Genomic DNA, 16,668 nt, shown 5'->3' with positions numbered 1-16,668 from the left:
ATACGAGTCGCTCTCACTTGGCAGACGCGTTTGGTATTAATTGCAGATACGCGCGTCGTCCGGGACGGCTCGACCAAGGATTTCCCGGCCGTCACGAATAGACGGTGCTGGAAAATGCGAGTTTCCTGTCAGGCACTAATTACCCGCTCGTCCGCGTCTTGCGCGGGCGCTATCAGCTCGATGTCACTCCAATGGGCAAGGCGCGTTGGGGGGGTCTCGTCGCCCGGGTCGTCTTTCAAGAAATTGACGGCCGCGTCATCAAGGGGCTGGTCTTCGGTGACGACACTCGCAACCAGCCAGCCGCCCGCCGTCAGGACCAGGGCCAGACCCAACACTCGCGTTATGAGTCGCCAATTGGCAAGCGGACCACCCTTGGGTCGAGGTTTCCGGCGGCCGACATGGCGGGTCGACAGGGTTTTCCGTACGGTTCGGGCAGCACGACGTCGCCCGATTTTCACGACCTGTCGGTAGCGTCGGGAAACGGTGTTCCCCGTCAGGCAGCGCCAATGCTGGCGTTGCCACAACGGTGGCTCATGACGCGCTGGACGATCATGATGCAACCACCACAACCAACTCCAGTTCAGACCAATGGACGAAGCCGATGGGGTCTGCCTCGTCTGGGTCATCTTTGCGAAAAGCAACGGTAGGGTCATCAATCGGTTGGTCCCGTATGACGACGCCCTCCCCCATCCAGCCGCCAGCGGCCAGGACCAGCAGCCGCACCCTATCCCCGCGGCGGTACAAATGCCGTGGCCTGCCGAACGCATCACTGAGGCAGGCTAAACAGCGTCCGGCACCCCCGGCAAGTTCCTTACCGCAGGCGCCGCAACAGCGCCGACCGTTGATCATCAGGGGTCGCATAGTGTCACCTCCGCAACCAGCTCAAGCTCTCGTCAAGTTGATGTCGAGTAGGTGCGTGCACCGGGGATCATCTCCAAGGCCTGGCAGCAACCGGCCACCAGTAGTGCCCACCCAGCCGGGCGCCAGCGCGAACCCGACCCAAAAAAAGCCCGCACAGGGCGGGCTCGGTGGCTGGAAGTGATCAGAGGGCGTCAGGAGCTGACCGACGCCCTGAGCCGGACGCGTTGGGAGGCTCGCCGACAGCGGACCAGAGTCAGTACCAGAGCCTCGACCCCGCCCTGCCCGTCGACCGCCTGAGCGGCCCCACAAGGCGCCACCCAGCCCGCCCCCGGTGATCGACGCAGCGCTCGCATCACCACTTTTTCGCCTGGCCCGGCGGTATGCAACCGTTGCCCTTTTTGGCAAGCCCCGGTGGGCAAGACTTTGTGTGGTAACGGTTCGGCGCCGATTCATGCCCCTGGTACCTGTGTTGCTCCTGGTACCTGTGTTGCTCCTGGTAGCGCTGTTGATCCTGATGGCCGCCGCCGAATACGCGATCGATGGCATCGCCAAAGTTCCCGAATTGGGCCAGCGCCGCAGTGCTAATCAGGCTCATTACGGCAAGAGCCAGATATCTTTTTTTCATCGAAATAGCCCTCTAAGACCATGCTTTTGGCAAGTTCAAGCATGGCACCCTGGGGGCCTCGCGTCCGCTCGCTACCACACTTAGACCCAAGCCATCGCCAGGGCCGCACCGACACACGCCCGTCGCTGTCCACCAGTGGTCAGGAACCGGCTGTACGACCGGCTCGACTTGCCGGAGGTGATCAACGAGAGGGTGGCACAGCGCAGCGAATACTCGTTGGCGTGAGCAAGGCGAGCACTGGCTGTGCTACCTTCACGCGGGGTGCCCGGTGTACACGTCCATTGCCGATCGTGCCCTGAGCCGTCGTTGCTCGCCATACCGGCCTAAATCCTGGAGAAACAGCAAATGTCACTGAAGCATGTGATCGTCAGCTGCGCCGCGGCCATGACCATCTCACTGTCCGACGCACTCTGTGCCCAGCCCGCACCGGTCGTCGAAGGCGGAACCGTGGCTGGCCAGGCGATCGCCCCCCCGGTCGTCGCAGATGAAGCCGTCAAGGTCCCGGTCGCCGATGCCCCGGCCATTGCTACCCCGGCCGCCGAGGGCACGGCGGCATCCGCACCGACCACCGGGGGTGGGGATGCCGCTCCCCGGGCCACCGCCACCCCATCCGCCGCGCTCCAGGCTGCCGAGGATGAGGCCGCTGCAGCCCAGGAGGAGAAACGCAGGAAACTGGACGCGGCCAACGCCGCGTACGATCGGTTTCATGCCAATCGCACCCAGGCCAACGCAGTTGCCCGTGACAAGGCGGAGGCACAAGCCGCTGCCGCCATCAGCGCAGCGCATGCTGCCGAGGAGCGGGTGAACGCGGTCAAGGAGAGCGAGGCGCGGGCTGGTTATCCGCGATAGTCTCATTGGGGTGAAGTGCTCCCGGTCCGCGCTCCCAGGGACGTCAACCGAAGCGCCCATGCAGATACCAACCACCGCGGCCCTTGAGTTCCCGATAGACCCAAAGGCGCTCGCCGCGGCGACTGGTAGCGACGAAATAGTCACGCGCCACCGGGTGATCGTCCCACCAACCGGTGTCGATGCGCTCGCGCTCTTGGCCCAGGTCGAGTACGCCGTCTAGCCAGGGGCGGCCAGCGCGCTCGGCCAGCGGCTGGGGTTGCGGCAGTAGCCACAATGGCCGGTCCGCACGGGGGATGCCGCAACTCACCTCGGCGGGCTCGACCCAGCGCCAGGCGTATTCGGGGCGGTGGTCGGCCACCAGGGCGAGACCGCACACGGCATCAGGACCCAGGCGGGCGCGCAACCGGTCGAGCAGGCCAGGGCCGCCTGACGCGTCGGCGGCGGCGCAACCGGGAAACAGGTCCCCGGCGGCGGGGTTCAGGGGCCGCAGTTCAGTCGCCGCAAGTCCGATCTCGCGCACCGGGGCCGGCAAGTCCAACTGCTCCAGGTGCCCGCGCAACAGCTCCAGCCAGCGCTCCGGATCGGCCAGGGGCTCGATGGCCCCCAGGTGCAGACGGGTGTCGGCGCACCGCGCATGGCCCAGGTGCCAGTCCAGCCGCTGCACCCCAGCCCGGCGCCCGAGCAGAAAGCCGCCCAACTCGGCGAGCAGGCGGCGGCAGGGAAAGACCAGTGCCGACGCCAGTTCCACTTCCGCCGGCAGTTCCAGACAACCGTGATACTCGGCCGGGGGCGTGAACGGCAGGCGCGGGTCCGGGGCCTCGCCGAGCAGGCGCTCCAGCCAGTCCACCCGGCGTGGTCCCAGGCGGGTGCGCAACCCCGCCCGCGGCAGGCGCAGCAGGTCGGCGACCCGGCGCAGGCCCATGGCGGTGAGGTCGTCTAGTTCCCGGGGGCGCAGTCCCAGGGCGGCCAGGGGCAAGGGATCCAGCGCCGCGCGCAGGGCGGGACCGTCGGGGATGATCGGGCCGTCCCCGCCTTGGCGGATCGCCATCACCAGGGCACCCAGGGGCGTCGGCGCGAGTACCAAGCGGCCCTGGTAGCCGAGCGCGGCGACACCCTCCCCCACCTGCCCCAGCAGGGAGGGTGCCCCGCCGAAGAGGCGCAGGCTGGCGGCCACGTCCAGCAGCAGTGAGCGGGGCGGCGCCAGGCTGACCAGGGAGGTAAAGCGCATCAACCAAGCGGCCAGGCGTTCCAGTGCCTCGCGCTCAGCCGCCGGCCGCCGGGGCTGCACCCGCAGTTGCGCACACAGAGCACGGGCGGCCCCGACCTTGAGCCCCGGGCGGATGCCGTGAGCGGCGGCGGCCGGGTTGCAGCTCAGGATGCGTTCGGCCTGGGTGCCGATGGCGAGCGGGAGGTCATCGGCACAGGCCCGTCCCAGGACATCCAGGGGCAGGTGGGGAAGATAGAGTGCGAGCCAGAACACAGGATGGACCTTGATCAGCCAAAATAATCCAGCATTGCGACCGTTTCGTAGTCGGCGGGTCCACAAATCGCAGGGAAGGGGTGCGGGCCGGGGTCTGTGACCCCGGCCCGAACGTATTGGCGCCGGCAACCTTGCCCACTCTGATCGCAGAAAACGCTTCGGGCGGGGCGAATGCCCCGCCCGGCTCGGTGTTACCCGGCCGCCGGTAGGCTCAAAACCGCCCCACCCCGGCCGCCGCGCTGTTTGAGGACCGTCACCCGATAGCCGCTCGGGACCGGTTGCACCCGCAGGCGCAGCGGGGCCGGCGAGGGCGCGCGGGCAGCGTCCGGGTCGCGGAACAGGAAGGCCAGTGCATCCCCGGTGGCGGCGGCCAACTGGAGCCGGCGCAGCGCCGTGTCGTCCCAACGCCCGCCCCACAGCAGCACCGCCGCACAGGCCCCGGAGCGCAATCCCTGCTCGGCGGCCCAGGCGCCCCGCGCCCCGGCACTCACCACCGCCAGTCGCTCCAGGGCGACCCCGCGGGCGGCCAGGGCCGGGGCGAAGGGCGGCAGTGGCGGGTCCACCAGCACCAGCCAGCGGGACTGGAGCCGGGCCAGGGCCGGCAGGACCAGCCCGAACCCGTCCCCGGGCCGGTCCCCGAGCAGCTCGGTGAGGCTGCCGGGGGGCCAGCCGCCCCCGATGAGTGCCTGGTCCAGGGCGGCGAGCCCGGTGGGCACCCCCGCCGGGGCCAGTTCGCGGGCGACCTGGCCCTGCCAGAGGTCGGTGCGCCGGGCTAGCAACTGCTGCAGATTCATGACAACCGCTGCGGCCCGGCCAGGCCCAGGCGCAGCACCCCGACGGCGATGCCCTCGATGGTCAACGCCTCTTTGCGCAGATCCACCACAATCGGCGGAAAGTCGGGGTTCTCCGCCACCAGTTGGACGCGATAGACCCAGCGGGCATGGCGGCGCAGGCGCTTGACCGTGACCCCATCATTGAGCCGCGCCACTACGATCTGACCGTTCTCGGCCGTCTGGGCGGCGTGGACGGCAAGCAGGTCACCGTCGAGGATGCCGGCATCGCGCATGCTGCTGCCGCGCACCCGCAGCAGAAAGTCGGCCCGGGGATGGAACAGGTCGGGGCCGATCGGGTAGCGGTCCTCGACGTGCTCGGCGGCCAGGATGGGGCTGCCGGCGGCGACCCGGCCGATCACCGGCAGGTCCAACGCAGTGCCGCCCATGCCGGCGCGCACCGACGTGCCGTCGGCAGCCTCGTCCCCGAACTCGATCAGCCGGATGCCCCGGGAACGCCCACGGGTGAGTTCGATAGCACCGTGCCGGGCCAATGCGCGCAGATGGTCCTCCGCCGCATTGGCGGAACGGAATCCCAGGGCGTCGGCGATCTCGGCACGGGTCGGCGGCACCCCGGTCGCGTGGATGTGACGTTCGATCAGGTCCAGGACCTGGCGTTGACGGTCGGTGAGTCGGTCGGTCATCACTGTATTTTTATCCAGCTATGGATGATTTGCAAGAGGGCCCGCGCTCAAGGGGCTTGGCCCGGCGGGCGCGGCGCCCTATCCTTGCCGCCCATGAACGCCGCCAAACGCCGCCAGATCTTCGAGCGCCTGCGCGCCGCCAACCCGCACCCGACCACCGAGCTTGTCTATCAGGGGCCGTTTGAGCTGCTGGTGGCCGTGATCCTCTCCGCCCAGGCGACCGACAAGAGTGTCAACCAGGCGACGGCCCGGCTCTTTGCCATCGCCAACACCCCTCAGACGATCCTGGACCTGGGCGAGGCGGGACTCAAGGACTACATCCGTACCATCGGGCTCTTCAACAGCAAGGCGCGCCACCTGATCGCGACCTGCGAACGGCTGGTGGCCATACACAACGGCAACGTACCGCGGGATCGCCAGTCCTTGGAGGCTCTGCCCGGAGTGGGCCGCAAGACCGCCAATGTGGTACTCAACACTGCCTTCGGCGAGCCAACCATGGCAGTGGACACGCATCTCTTCCGGGTCGGCAACCGCACCCGCATCGCCCCGGGCAAGACGCCGCTCGCGGTGGAACAGGCGTTCCTGCGGCACGTGCCCCGGGAGTTCCTGAAGGACGCCCACCACTGGCTGATCCTGCACGGACGCTATGTCTGCGTGGCCCGCACCCCCAATTGTCCCACCTGCCCCATCGCCGACCTGTGTGAGTTCCCGGACAAGACGCCGGCGGTGAGATCCACCTGCAACAGCGAGCCTTAACCATGTTCCCCGCCGACCGCCAAAGCCACCGCAGCACCTTCATCACGGCCTGGGCCAAGGCCAAGGCCGGGCAACCACTGGCGCCGGTGGAGGCCCAGATCGTGCAAATCGCGCGCATGCACCCCGAGTACGAGGACTATCTGAGCGACCCGGAGCGCAACCTGGACCGGGACTTTTCACCCGACTCAGGCCAGACCAATCCTTTCCTGCACATGGGCCTGCATATCGCCATCCTGGACCAGTTGAGCGTCGACCAGCCGGCTGGTATCCGCCGTCTGCACCAGCAGTTGGTGGCGACCACCGGGGACGTCCATGAGGCCGAGCATCGAATAATGCAGTGCTTGGCGGAGGGCCTGTGGCGCCTCCAGCGCGACGACCATCCGTTCAACGACAAGGCCTATCTCAAGTGCATCAAGCGCGCCGGTGGGGGCCTGCGGCCACGGTGACGCAGGCGCCCGCGCAACCCCCAGACGGCGCCACGCTGGCTGTGGCGATCAAGGACTGGGGCCGGGAACTGGGCCTGCAGCAGGTCGGCATCACGGATACGGACCTGAGTGCCGCCGAGGCTCGCCTCGCCGACTGGCTGGCACAGGGCTACCACGGCGACATGGACTATATGGCCCGCCATGGCACGCGCCGCGCCCGCCCCGAGGAACTGGTCCCCGGCACCCGCAGTGTGATCGTGGCGCGCCTGGATTATCTGCCCCAGCCACCCACGGCCATGGCGGCGGCCCTGGCGGATCCGGCCCGCGCCTTCATCTCACGCTATGCACTGGGGCGGGACTATCACAAGGTCCTGCGCCGCCGCCTGCAACAGCTGGCCGATCGCATCACCGCGGCGATTGGCCCCTTCGGCCACCGGGTCTTCGTCGATTCCGCCCCGGTGCTGGAAAAACCGTTGGCGCAGCGCGCCGGTCTGGGCTGGATCGGCAAGCACACCAACCTGATCGACCGGCACGCCGGCTCCTGGTTTTTTCTGGGGGTCATTTACACGGGGCTGGTCCTGCCGCCGGACCTGCCGGGACGCGACCACTGCGGTCGCTGCCGCGCCTGCCTCACGGCCTGCCCGACCGGGGCCATCGTGGCCCCCTATCGGCTCGACGCCCGCCGCTGCATCTCCTATCTCACCATCGAGCACCACGGGAGCATCCCAGAGCCGCTGCGCCCATTGCTGGGCAACCGCATCTACGGCTGCGACGACTGCCAACTGGCCTGCCCCTGGAATCGCTTTGCCCGCCTGAGCACAGAACCGGACTTTCGGCCCCGCGCTGGACTCGCCACCGCGACCCTGATAAAGCTCTTCGCCTGGGATGAGCCAACCTTCCTGGCCCGCACCGAGGGCTTGGCGATCCGGCGCATCGGCCATGAGCGCTGGCTGCGCAATCTGGCCGTCGCGCTCGGCAATGCCCCGGTAGCCCCGAGCGTGCACGCCGCCTTAGCGTCGCGCACCGGGAATCCGAGCCCGCTGGTGCGCGAACATGTCTATTGGGCACTGACCCGCCAGGAGCGCCCTGAAGTATGAAGCTATCTTGCATATTGACGCGCACCCGTGGAACTGCTAGAACTCTCACCTTGACACGGTCCATAGCTCGACTAAGCTCCAATTAGCGGATCTTCAACTTACGAACAAAGGCGAACGAGGCAGAGGTCTCTGAAGCAAAGACAGGCACGCTGATCCGACGATTCAGTGCGTTGCTGGATTGTCGAGGTGTCCATGTCGGATGCCAAGCAGGAATTCTCTCCCGCTGTTTGTCCGATTTTCACCTACGAGACTAATGCGAGAAAATCCCCTATGTCTAGCAAGTCAATTGGGAGCCTTGCGATGCAGCGAAACCGCTACACGAGGGCCGCTGGTTTCTGTTTCGTGTTGGCGCTATCGCCGGGCTACGGCGTGGCGCAGGGGATAGCGTCTGACGCATCAGCGGCAGCCCCCGTCGATAAGGCGCAGCTCGTGCGTTTGGCCAGCGACCCCAAGCTACTGGACAGTAATGCTATCTTAGAAGAACTGAGGCTGGGGGCTGCCACCACGTCGGTGATCGTCACCCTCACACCAACGACTGCCGCCAACGCCTTAGCCACGCAATCACAACGGGCCGCCACGATGCCGGCGGGTGCAGAGAAACCTGGCGCACCGGTCTTCTATGATCTCAGCAATGAGAGTATCCGCACTCAGCTGCGCAGCACCGTCGAGAGCAAGGTCACTCAGGTCATCACGCAGCTGGCATCGCCCGGGCTGCGCGTCAGACAACAGTTCTCCTACCAGTTTGGATTCGCTGCCGACGTCACGGCCGCTGTCCTGCAGCAGATCCTCGCGAGCCCCGAGGTCGTCCAGGTCACAAAAAACCGCACACAGAAAATGTACTCAAAGCAAGGTATCCCGCTGATGCGTGCCGACATACCGCCGGGCACCTATCCGCCAGGCACCTATAAAGGCCGCGGTGTGAGTATCGCCATCACCGATAGCGGAGTCGATACCGCCCACCCCATGCTTGGCAATGGCGGCAGCCCCATTTTCAACGCCAAAGTGATTGGTGGTTATAATACGGCTGACAAGAACGCTGATCCTCGGCCTCAAGGTAATTCCCACGGCACCGCCTGCGCTGGAATCGCCGCCGGCGATCTAACCACCTCGGGCGACTATATCGGCGGCGTCGCCCCGGAAGCCAAGTTGTATGCCTTGAAAATTACGCCCACCAACTCAGACTCGGCGGCCGACGCTGATACCATCGCCGCCTGGGAGTGGGTGATCACGAACAAGAATAATGATCCGAAGAATCCGATTCTGATCATCAATCACAGCTTCGGCGGTGGTGAGTATGCGTCGACCTGCGACGCGCTGTCCAATGTTACTACCGCCGCGCTGAGAGTCGTATCTGCCGGTATTACCATCTTTGCCGCATCCGGCAACGAAGGGCTATGCGGCAGCATGGGCGACCCGGCCTGCATTTCTTTCGTTAATTCAGTCGGAGCTGTTTACGATGCGAACATTGGGCCACAGGTTGGGTGGTGCGTCTCGGCTAATGCCTGTTCCAAATATCCATACCCTGGCTGCAGCAAAACCGCTAATTTTGCCGCGGATGACCCTACCACCGCTGCCGACAAGGTGACGGCATACTCAAATTCGGCCTCCTTCATGACCCTTTTTGCCCCATCGAACAATGCTTATACGACGACGATCGTCGGCACCGGCGGCGACCCGACGAAAAACTACGACATGACTTTCGGCGGAACCTCCGCTGCCAGCCCCTATGCTGCCGGCGCTGCCGCCATTCTGCAAAGCGCATTCAAGGCCAAGACCGGCGTCTTTCTCACGCCCGCCGAAGTCCGCAACTACTTGATCAATAACGGTGATATCATTACCGATACCAAGATCGCCGTCAGTAAGCCTCGCGTCAATCTGGCCAAAGCGGTCAGCGCGCTGCCCGGTGACCTTTTACTGCCCAATCGCGGCGGTTGGCGCACGCTCCTGGGGAACTAAGCCATGATGCGACACCCTTACCTTTATGCCTCACTCGCGGTTGGCATCCTCGCCACGGCCGCGTTGCTCATGCTCGAGTACGGCGCAAAGGATCAGCTCGCGACCGAGCGCAGCGCTGCCAACGCGCGCAACGCGCAGCCCACGCAGCCGATCCAAAGACCTGCGTCGGTCACTCCGGTATCGAGGGCCATGGCCCCAGCACGATCCGGGGCGCCTGCAAACATTGCCCACTTACCCATCGTCGATGAGCCGCCACCGCCCCCACCCACCGCGGTCGTCGAGATCGGCGAACCGCTGGACGCGGATCATCGCGGCAGCATCGAGCGCAATCCGCCAGAGCCGAAGGAGATCGGTAAAGTCCTTGATGCCGACCATCCGTACGCCGCAAATGCCGCGGAAGCGCAGCCTGAGCCCGTCAGGCTCGGCGAACCGCTTGACGCCGATGCCCATACCACTCTCCCCAGTGAAAATACGCATCCCACCGTAAGTATCGGCCCATCACTGAATGCCTCGGCATTCTTCCCCATTGACAAAAAAGGCACTGCGATACCAAGGTGATGCGCACACAGTTGTTCTCAATCACAACCAACCTGTCAGAGGCAGTTTTATGAAAATTCAATCGGTAAAGCGAATCGGTACCGCAAGCCTGCTGCTCGCGGCGTTAGTAAGCCCATCGGCTGGAGCCGCCACCGGCTTTTTTGCAGCGAAAGTCCTCGGTGTCCTGATTGATTCGGCGAACTTTGGTGGCTGTATGGCGTTTTTGAGCGTAAGCCCAACGAGCACGCTGCCGGGCTGCGGGGCTAATTGGGTAAGCTTCAGTTGTACCGGCGACTTCACCGACACGGTCAGGGCCTATCGCATGCTGGACCAGGCGCAGCTGGCCCTTGCGACCCAGAAGAACGCGGGGTTTTCGATAGACGACACGAAACTGCATAACGGCTATTGTTTCGCCAATCGTATCGACATCTACAACTGGTGAATAACAGCAACCCCGTCATGACGTCGCGCGCTGTACACGAATCTGGCGTATCAGCAAAGATTAATAGAATCTGAAGCTTCCGGATTCTGTCACCGGGTCGCGGCCGGGCGCTGGCTGTTACGAGTTTCCGCAGGGTTTACCCAACGCCGGGCAAACCCTGCGGAAATCCCCCAGCGCCACTCTCCTGCGCTGCATCACCCGCTGGAAAATAAGGCATCCACCAAAGTCCCGCCGGGCGCCCCCAAGCGCCCCATCGTGACCGTCGCCCCCGCGCCACGCGGCACCGGGACGGGCGCCAGGGTCATTCTTAAAGGCTACGCCAGGAGACGCGGGTTGGACAAACGCCGCCGGGTCTGGAACACTGCTGGGCTTGAATCGTTCAGGGGATCGCCATGGGGCCGCCCGGCACCGGCCGCCGACCTTACCCCCTGCCAACCGGGTGAGAAGACGCTGGTGCATGAACTCCTGATCGCGGCGGCACTGCTCTTGGTCGCGGAGGGCATCTGGCCCTTTCTGAGCCCCCCGAGCTTTCGGCGCGCCCTACTCGCGGTCGCCCGCGAATCCGATGGCAGACTACATCTGACCGGACTGGTCAGCATGGTGGCTGGCGTCGGCCTGCTGTATCTGGTCAACTGAGCGTACGGATCAATTTAAAGTGGTATTGATGGACGAGGAACGCTGGCTGCTGCCGACCGGGATTGAGGAGATTCTGCCGCCCCAGGCACAGGTGCTGGAGTCCCTGCGCCGGGACCTGCTGGACCTCTACCGGGGTTGGGGCTACGAACTGGTCATCCCACCCTTCATCGACTACCTGGAGTCCCTGTTGACGGGAACCGGGCAGGACCTTGATCTACAGACCTTCAAGCTCACGGATCAGCTGAGTGGCCGCATGCTGGGCGTACGGGCGGATATGACACCCCAGGTGGCGCGCATCGACGCGCACCACCTGCGCCGCGACACCCCCACACGGTTGTGTTACCTCGGCACGGTGCTGCATACCCGCGCCGACGGCTTCGCCGGAACGCGCAGTCCTTATCAGATCGGCGCGGAGATTTTCGGCCACGCGGGGATCGAGAGCGAGGTCGAGATCTTGCGTCTGATCAGCGCGACCCTAAGCGCCGCGGGCATCTCCGGCTGCTATCTGGACTTGGGGCATGTGGGCATCTTCCGCGGCCTGGCCCGCCAGGCCGTCCTCACCGCCCATCAGGAACACGCACTGTTCGATGCGCTGCAACGCAAGGCGATCCCGGAGATCGAGACCCTGGTCGCCGACTGCGGGCTGACGGCCGCGGTGGCCGACATGCTGATCGCCCTGGCCGATCTGAACGGGGACGACGCCCTGACCCGTGCCGCCACGGTGCTGCGCCTGGCCGAGCCGGCGGTACAGGAGGCAGTGGACGATCTGCGTCGGCTCGCCGCCGCCCTGCACGACTGGCTGCCGGACGTCTCAATCCATTACGACCTGGCGGAACTGCGCGGCTATCGCTACAAGACCGGCGCCGTGTTCGCCGCCTTCGTCCCCGGCTGGGGGTTGGAGATCGCCCGCGGCGGGCGCTATGACGACATCGGTCGGGTGTTCGGACGGGCACGCCCGGCGGTGGGCTTCAGCAGCGACCTCAAGGGGTTGCTGCGCCTGGGTACGCAACTGGCGAGCCGCGCCGCCGAGACCCCGGCGATCTATGCCCCCTGGTCGAGCGACCCGGCGCTGCTCACACAGATTCAACGGCTACGCCAGGCGGGGGAGCGGGTCATCACCGCCCTGCCCGCGGGCGACGCCGCCGCCCCGCAGCAAACGCCCCGCGCACTGCGCTGCGACCGGCATCTGGTCCAGGGCGCGGGCGGTTGGGAAATTCAAGCACTTGATGAAGTTTAGGAATCTCGCAGATGGGCAATAACGTCGTCGTGATTGGCACCCAATGGGGTGACGAAGGCAAGGGCAAGGTCGTCGACCTGCTCACCGAGCACGTGAGCGCCGTGGTGCGCTTTCAGGGCGGCCACAACGCTGGCCATACGCTGGTGATCGACGGGGTCAAGACCGTCCTGCACCTGGTGCCCTCGGGCATCCTGCGCGCCGGGGTACGCTGCCTCATCGGCAACGGCGTGGTCCTGTCGCCACAGGCCCTGCTGACCGAGATCGCCGCCCTGGAGCAAACCGGCGTGCCGGTGCGCGAGCGCTTGGGGCTCAGCGCCGCCTGCGCGCTGATCCTACCCTACCACGTGGCGCTGGACCTGGCGCGGGAGACGGCCCGCGGCACCAAGGCCATCGGCACCACCGGGCGCGGCATTGGACCGGCCTACGAGGACAAGGTGGCCCGGCGCGGGATTCGCTTAGGCGAACTGCTCGACCCCGAACACTTCAAGGAGCGCCTGCGCGAGGTGCTCGATTATCACAATTTCACCCTGGCACACTATTTCAAGTGCGCCCCGGTGGACTACGCCGCGGTGCTCGACGAGGCCCTGGCCCACGCGGAGCAGCTGCGGCCCATGGTGGTGGACGTCCCGGGAGTGCTGCACGCACTGCGCGCCCAGGGTGCCGACGTGCTCTTCGAGGGCGCCCAAGGGTCGATGCTCGACATCGACCACGGCACCTATCCCTATGTCACGTCTTCCAACACCACGGCTGGCGGTGCCGCCTGCGGCAGCGGCGTGGGTCCGCGCGATCTCGACTACATCCTGGGGATCGTCAAGGCCTACACGACCCGCGTCGGCGGCGGGCCCTTCCCGACCGAACTGTTCGACGCCGACGGCGATCGCCTGAGCGCACGCGGGCACGAGTTCGGCGCCACCACCGGGCGCAAGCGGCGCTGCGGCTGGCTGGACATGGTGGCACTCAAGCGCTCCTTCGCCATCAACAGCGTCACCGGGATCTGCATCACCAAGCTGGATGTACTCGACGGCATGCAGCGGCTGAAGATCTGCACCGCCTACGAGCTGGATGGGCAGACGATCACCACCCTGCCGATTGGTGCCGATACGCTCGCCCGCTGCACGCCGCGCTATCTGGAACTGCCGGGTTGGTCGGAGTCCACGGTGGGCGCCGCATCACTCGACGCCCTGCCGGCCAATGCCAGGGCCTATCTCAAGACGATTGAGGACCTGTGCGGGCTGCCTATCGACCTGATCTCCACCGGACCGGACCGGGGCGAGACCCTGGTGCTGCGTCATCCGTTCGCGCTCTGATTGACTCGCTAACCATAGATCGGTTACTTTGCCGCGCTTATGTTCGCTCCACTGCCTCAAGAACTCGATCTCTGGCGGGCCGTTCGTCTCGGCGCGGCCTTTGCCGGCAGCGCGACGCTCGCCCAACTGCCCCGACTGGCCGCGGCGGTCGTCGGGGCCGACGGACCGGCCCGTTACACGCTTGCCTTTGAGCGCGACGCGGCGAGGCAAGCGGTGGCACTGGGTCAGGTCGCGATGGATTTGCGGCTGCGGTGCGAGCGTTGCATGGGCGAGGTCGGGCTTTCTTTGGAGTTGCCCATCGCCCTGGCGTTGGTGCATGCGGCGAGCGACTCAGACCGCTTGGGCCTGGATCAGGTCCCAGCGGTGGCGGATCAGTACGAGGCGCTGCCGGTCGGGGATGAACCCATCAACCCCCTGAACCTGATCGAGGACGAGTTGCTGCTGGCTCTGCCGCTGGCGCCCATACACGAGGTCGGTGAATGCCAGGCCGCGTTGCCCCCAGACCCAACCGACAGCACGCAGGCAGGCGCACTGGACGAGAAGAAAAACCCGTTCGCAGTGCTCGCCGCACTGAAGTCCAAGGGCTAATAATCCTAGATTTTTAACATTGGGACGGTCTACTGACCGTCCCACCGGAGAAGACCATGGCTGTTCCCCAGAACCGCAAGACCCGCTCACGGCGCGACATGCGCCGCTCCCACGACGCACTCACCGGCCCGACCCTGTCGGTGGAATCTACCACGGGCGAGGTGCATCGGCGTCACCACATCTCCGCTGACGGCTTCTATCGCGGCCGGAAGGTCCTGGATAAAGCCGAGTGACCGAGGATGCGGCACCTTTGACTGTCGTGCGCGCGACATCGGTAGCGGGTGCCGCCCCAGCGAGTGGCGGCCCGACTGAGGACCCGGTAGCAATACAACAGGAACCCAGACCCTTTGTGAACGGGCGGCACACGATCGCCCTGGACGCGATGGGCGGCGACCACGGCCCCCACGTCGTGGTGCCTGCGGCCTTGAGCTTCCTCGCCAACAACAGTGTCGTGGACCTGATCCTGGTCGGAGACCAAGCGCGGATCCGCTCCGAACTGGGCACCAAGGCAATCAAGAAGTGGGGCGAGCGGATCCGTATCCACCACGCCACCGAAACGGTCGAGATGGACGAGTCGCCCTCCAAGGCCCTGCGTAACAAGAAAGACTCGTCCATGCGCGTAGCCATCAACCTGGTCAAGACCGGCGAGGCCAACGCCTGCGTGAGCGCCGGTAACACCGGGGCGCTGATGGCCATCGCACGCTTTGTACTCAAGATGCTGCCCAGCGTGGATCGCCCCGCGATCATCACGGCCGTGCCTTCGCTGCATGGACACACCCACATGCTCGACTTGGGTGCCAACGTCGACTGCACCGCCGAACACCTGCTGCAATTCGCCGTGATGGGTAGTGAGTTGGTGAAGGCCGTGGACGGTATTGCCGAGCCCAAGGTCGCCCTGCTCAATATCGGTCAGGAAGAGATGAAGGGCAACGAGCAGGTCAAGCAGGCGCATGAGCTGCTATCGCGCAGCGGGCTGAACTATGTGGGCTACGCGGAGGGGGACGACGTCTATCTGGAGGACGTTGACCTGGTGGTCACGGACGGGTTCGTCGGCAACGTGGCCCTGAAGAGCAGCGAGGGGGTCGCCAAACTGGTGCGCCACACCCTGAGCGCGGAATTCAAGCGCAACCTCTTTACCCGCCTGGCGGGACTGGCGGCACTACCGATCATCAACAGCTTCCGCCGCACCATGGACACCCGCCGTTACAACGGCGCCAGCCTGCTCGGGCTACGCGGCATCGTGATCAAGAGTCACGGCGGGGCGGACGCCTTCGCCTTCGAAAACGCGATCCGCATCGCCGAGCAAGAGATCCACTGCGACATCCCCCGCCGGATTGCCGAGCAGGTGGGGCGGCACCTCGGGATCGACCGCGCCGGTCGAGAGGCCATCGTTACCGAACAGCTCAGAGCGACCGCCTGATGACATACTCCCGAATTCTCGGGACCGGCGGCTATCTCCCCGAGCGGGTGGTGACCAATGCCGATCTCGAAGCCTTTGTCGATACCTCCGACGCCTGGATCCGTGAACGCAGCGGAATCGAAAAGCGCCACTTGGTGGTGGAGGGTGAAACCTGCTGCGACCTGGCCGAGCGGGCCGCCCGCCTGGCCATTGAGGCGGCCGGGATAGCCGCGACGGATCTCGATCTCATCATCGTCGCCACGACCACGCCGGACCAGTATTTCCCGAGCACGGCCACCATCCTGGAACAACGCCTGGATATCCATGGCTGTCCCGCCTTCGATGTCCAGGCCGTCTGCGCTGGCTTCGTCTACGCGCTGAGTATCGCCGACAAGTTCATCCGCACCGGGTCCGCCCGGCATGTACTGGTGGTCGGGTCAGAGACCTTCTCGCGCCTCCTGAACTGGGAGGACCGCGGCACCTGCGTGCTGTTTGGCGACGGCGCCGGTGCCGTGGTCTTGGGTGCCACCGACGAGCCCGGAATTGTTGTCACCAGTCTGCACGCGGACGGCGCTTACAAGGAGATGCTGCAGGTGCCGGGGGGCATCGGCAACGGGGATTACGACAACAACCGCGTGACCATGAAAGGCAACGAGGTCTTCAAGTTCGCGGTGAACGTCCTGAGCAAGCTGGTCGAGGACACCCTCGCCGCCAATCGGCTGACGATGGCCGACGTCGACTGGTTCATCCCCCATCAGGCCAACCTGCGCATCATCCAAGCCATCGCGCGCAAGCTCCATCTGCCGATGGAGCGCGTCGTGGTCACGGTGGCCGACCACGCCAATACCTCTGCCGCGTCTATCCCTCTGGCCCTCGACACGGCGGTGCGCGACGGGCGTATCCAGCGCGGACAGTTGCTACTGTTGGAGGCCATCGGCGGCGGTTTTACCTGGGGCTCGGCCCTGGTACGCTACTAACCTTCGGCTCGTTACAGACGCA

19 protein-coding genes are annotated in these 16,668 nt (G+C 65.6%); 14 read left to right on the top strand and 5 right to left on the bottom strand.

Features of this window, described 5'->3' with window-relative positions; genetic code table 11:
* Positions 1-128 precede the first annotated feature (128 nt).
* Complete coding sequence (locus QZY44_RS35525; RefSeq protein ID WP_295459196.1) at positions 129-335, bottom strand: hypothetical protein; 207 nt, start codon at positions 333-335, stop codon at positions 129-131.
* Positions 336-1,213: 878 nt separating this feature from the next.
* Positions 1,214-1,486: a hypothetical protein gene (locus QZY44_RS35520; RefSeq protein ID WP_295459194.1), complete on the bottom strand. Its 273-nt coding sequence runs from the start codon at positions 1,484-1,486 to the stop codon at positions 1,214-1,216.
* Positions 1,487-1,831: 345 nt separating this feature from the next.
* On the opposite strand from QZY44_RS35520, the gene QZY44_RS35515 reads away from it, so the two are divergent.
* Positions 1,832-2,335 (top strand): hypothetical protein, encoded by a 504-nt coding sequence (locus QZY44_RS35515; RefSeq protein ID WP_295459192.1) that lies wholly within the window; start codon positions 1,832-1,834, stop codon positions 2,333-2,335.
* Positions 2,336-2,378: 43 nt separating this feature from the next.
* Here the strand turns inward: QZY44_RS35515 and QZY44_RS35510 are convergent, their stop codons facing one another.
* The 3 genes from QZY44_RS35510 to lexA form a co-directional block, all read right to left on the bottom strand.
* Complete coding sequence (locus tag QZY44_RS35510) at positions 2,379-3,815, bottom strand: DNA polymerase Y family protein (protein WP_295459190.1); 1,437 nt, start codon at positions 3,813-3,815, stop codon at positions 2,379-2,381.
* Positions 3,816-4,006: 191 nt separating this feature from the next.
* Entirely contained in the window at positions 4,007-4,609 is a 603-nt protein-coding gene (imuA, locus tag QZY44_RS35505) for a translesion DNA synthesis-associated protein ImuA (protein WP_295459188.1), read from the bottom strand.
* Positions 4,606-5,289, bottom strand: a complete 684-nt coding sequence (gene lexA, locus QZY44_RS35500; protein ID WP_295459183.1) for a transcriptional repressor LexA — start codon at positions 5,287-5,289, stop codon at positions 4,606-4,608. Before lexA ends, imuA begins: the two co-directional genes overlap by 4 nt.
* 93 nt (positions 5,290-5,382) lie before the next feature.
* Here lexA and nth point away from each other — a divergent pair, with 93 nt between their 5' ends.
* The 13 genes from nth to QZY44_RS35435 all read left to right on the top strand — a co-directional run bounded on the left by nth (position 5,383) and on the right by QZY44_RS35435 (position 16,646).
* Positions 5,383-6,045 (top strand): endonuclease III, encoded by a 663-nt coding sequence (gene nth / locus QZY44_RS35495; protein ID WP_295459214.1) that lies wholly within the window; start codon positions 5,383-5,385, stop codon positions 6,043-6,045.
* A 2-nt stretch (positions 6,046-6,047) separates the two neighbouring features.
* A complete protein-coding gene (locus QZY44_RS35490; RefSeq protein ID WP_295459181.1) occupies positions 6,048-6,491 on the top strand; it encodes a DUF1841 family protein in 444 nt (147 codons plus the stop codon).
* Positions 6,488-7,567 carry a tRNA epoxyqueuosine(34) reductase QueG gene (queG, locus tag QZY44_RS35485; RefSeq protein ID WP_295459178.1) on the top strand — a complete coding sequence of 360 codons (1,080 nt, stop codon included), beginning with the start codon at positions 6,488-6,490 and terminating at the stop codon, positions 7,565-7,567. Before QZY44_RS35490 ends, queG begins: the two co-directional genes overlap by 4 nt.
* A gap of 192 nt (positions 7,568-7,759) precedes the next feature.
* Positions 7,760-9,523 (top strand): S8 family serine peptidase, encoded by a 1,764-nt coding sequence (locus tag QZY44_RS35480; RefSeq protein WP_295459175.1) that lies wholly within the window; start codon positions 7,760-7,762, stop codon positions 9,521-9,523.
* 3 nt (positions 9,524-9,526) lie between these two features.
* Positions 9,527-10,081 (top strand): hypothetical protein, encoded by a 555-nt coding sequence (locus QZY44_RS35475; protein WP_295459172.1) that lies wholly within the window; start codon positions 9,527-9,529, stop codon positions 10,079-10,081.
* A gap of 49 nt (positions 10,082-10,130) precedes the next feature.
* A complete protein-coding gene (locus tag QZY44_RS35470; RefSeq protein ID WP_295459169.1) occupies positions 10,131-10,502 on the top strand; it encodes a hypothetical protein in 372 nt (123 codons plus the stop codon).
* Between the two features lie 333 nt (positions 10,503-10,835).
* Positions 10,836-11,138: a DUF2065 domain-containing protein gene (locus QZY44_RS36130; RefSeq protein WP_365305967.1), complete on the top strand. Its 303-nt coding sequence runs from the start codon at positions 10,836-10,838 to the stop codon at positions 11,136-11,138.
* 25 nt (positions 11,139-11,163) lie between these two features.
* Positions 11,164-12,375 carry an ATP phosphoribosyltransferase regulatory subunit gene (locus tag QZY44_RS35460; protein WP_295459208.1) on the top strand — a complete coding sequence of 404 codons (1,212 nt, stop codon included), beginning with the start codon at positions 11,164-11,166 and terminating at the stop codon, positions 12,373-12,375.
* An 11-nt stretch (positions 12,376-12,386) separates the two neighbouring features.
* The gene (locus tag QZY44_RS35455) at positions 12,387-13,682 is read left to right on the top strand and encodes an adenylosuccinate synthase (RefSeq protein ID WP_295459166.1); all 1,296 of its coding nucleotides are present in this window, start codon (positions 12,387-12,389) and stop codon (positions 13,680-13,682) included.
* A gap of 39 nt (positions 13,683-13,721) precedes the next feature.
* Complete coding sequence (locus QZY44_RS35450) at positions 13,722-14,270, top strand: YceD family protein (protein WP_295459163.1); 549 nt, start codon at positions 13,722-13,724, stop codon at positions 14,268-14,270.
* Positions 14,271-14,326: 56 nt separating this feature from the next.
* Positions 14,327-14,503, top strand: a complete 177-nt coding sequence (gene rpmF / locus QZY44_RS35445; RefSeq protein ID WP_295459161.1) for a 50S ribosomal protein L32 — start codon at positions 14,327-14,329, stop codon at positions 14,501-14,503.
* A gap of 116 nt (positions 14,504-14,619) precedes the next feature.
* Complete coding sequence (gene plsX, locus QZY44_RS35440) at positions 14,620-15,690, top strand: phosphate acyltransferase PlsX (protein WP_295459158.1); 1,071 nt, start codon at positions 14,620-14,622, stop codon at positions 15,688-15,690.
* Positions 15,690-16,646 carry a beta-ketoacyl-ACP synthase III gene (locus tag QZY44_RS35435; protein ID WP_295459156.1) on the top strand — a complete coding sequence of 319 codons (957 nt, stop codon included), beginning with the start codon at positions 15,690-15,692 and terminating at the stop codon, positions 16,644-16,646. The genes plsX and QZY44_RS35435 overlap by 1 nt, the downstream gene beginning before the upstream one ends.
* The last annotated feature ends 22 nt before the right edge of the window (positions 16,647-16,668 follow it).

The sequence above is a fragment of the uncultured Thiodictyon sp. genome (assembly GCA_903837595.1).
Classification (GTDB): domain Bacteria; phylum Pseudomonadota; class Gammaproteobacteria; order Chromatiales; family Chromatiaceae; genus Thiodictyon.
The sequence above is the reverse complement of the archived record's forward strand: the minus strand, read 5'-3'. Positions and strand labels throughout refer to the sequence as shown.